The organism is Melaminivora alkalimesophila, from assembly GCF_000282995.1.
Lineage (GTDB): Bacteria > Pseudomonadota > Gammaproteobacteria > Burkholderiales > Burkholderiaceae_C > Melaminivora > Melaminivora alkalimesophila.
This window is the reverse complement of the sequence record NZ_ALEE01000832.1, coordinates 1-1,536: the sequence shown is the minus strand read 5'-3', so window position 1 is coordinate 1,536 and position 1,536 is coordinate 1. Positions and strand designations below refer to the sequence as shown.

At 76.1% G+C, this 1,536-nt stretch carries 2 protein-coding genes; both read left to right on the top strand.

Translation table 11 applies throughout. From position 1 onward, the window contains the following. Positions 1-364: 364 nt before the first annotated feature. A complete protein-coding gene (gene hemC, locus A612_RS16005) occupies positions 365-1,291 on the top strand; it encodes a hydroxymethylbilane synthase (protein WP_019375436.1) in 927 nt (308 codons plus the stop codon). An 8-nt stretch (positions 1,292-1,299) separates the two neighbouring features. Further along, positions 1,300-1,536 (top strand): uroporphyrinogen-III synthase (locus tag A612_RS16000; protein ID WP_040437232.1); only part of this gene is annotated, 237 nt, incomplete at its 3' end.

Genomic DNA, 1,536 nt, shown 5'->3' with positions numbered 1-1,536 from the left:
CGCGCGGCGGGGGCCGGCGCGGCGGGCGGGGCGGTCTCGGGGGCTGGGGCACTCATGCGCGCGGATCTCCTGGGGCGCCGAGGCAGGGACGGTGGGTCGGCACAACGCCCCGGCGCGGCTGTTGCGGCGCAACATGCTAGCACCCCTGCCCGCGCCTGGCGCAGCGCGCGCAGCCGCCGGTGGCGGACGCTCCGGGCTCCGCAACAGCAGCCATCGCGACGGGGCACCGCGCGCGGCGGGCACCCGCGCCACAGCGGATTTCCGCGCTGGCGGCCCACCGGACCCTGTACAGTTGGCGGGTGCCGCCCCGGCCCCGGGCCCCTGCCCAGCGGCCCTGAGCCCTCCCCCAGCCCGCCCTCCTCCCATGCAACCGACCCCTTCCGCCACGCCCCCGTCCATCGTCATCGCCACCCGCGAGAGCCAGCTGGCCCTGTGGCAGGCTCGGCACGTGCAACAGCGGCTGCGCGCGCGCGGGCACGAGGTCGGCTTGCTGGGCATGACCACCCGCGGCGACCAGATCCTGGACCGCACCCTCTCCAAGGTCGGCGGCAAGGGCCTGTTCGTGAAGGAACTGGAAGTCGCCCTCGAGGAGGGGCGTGCCGACATCGCCGTGCACTCGCTCAAGGACGTGCCCATGGAACTGCCCGAGGGCTTCGTGCTGGGCTGTGTCATGGAGCGCGAGGACCCGCGCGATGCCTTCGTCTCGCCGCGCCACGCCTCGCTCGACGCGGTCCCGCCGGGCGGCGTGATCGGCACGTCCAGCCTGCGCCGCCAGGTGCTGCTGCAGGCGCTGCGCCCGGACCTGCGCATCGAGCCGCTGCGCGGCAACGTGAACACCCGGCTGCGCAAGCTCGACGAGGGCCAGTACGACGCCATCGTCCTCGCGGCCGCCGGTCTGAAGCGGCTGGGGATGCACGAACGCATCCGCGCCCTGTTCTCGCCGGAGCAGATGCTGCCCGCCGCCGGCCAGGGCGCGCTGGGCATCGAGGTGCGCGCCGGGCGCGAGGACCTGCTGCGGGCCCTGGCGCCGCTGGCGCACCAAGCCACCTGGCTGGCCGTCGCGGCCGAGCGTGCCGTGAGCCGGGCCATGGGGGGCAGCTGCTCCATGCCGCTGGCCGCGCACGGCCGCTGGCACGGCCAGGAGCTGGAGCTGCACGCCGCCTGGGGCGACCTCGAAGGGCGCCTGCCCCTGGCGCGCGCCCAGGGACAGGCCCGGGTGGAGACGCTGGCGCAGGCCGAGGCGCTGGGCCTGCAGGTGGCCGAACGGCTGCGGGCCGCAGGCGCCGCCTGAAGCAGGCCGTGGCTGCGGCGCGCGCCATCGTTACCCGCCCCGCGCGCGAGGCTGCGCACTGGGTGCACCAGTTGCAGGGCCGGGGCATCCGGGCCGAGGCCCTGCCCCTGATCGAGATCCAGGCGGTCGCCGACCCGGCATTGCGCGCCCGGTTGGCCCAGGCGCGCGCGCAGGCGGACCGTTTCCGGGCCCTGATGTTCGTCAGCCCGAACGCCGTGCAGCATTTCTTCGGGGGGCAGCCGCTG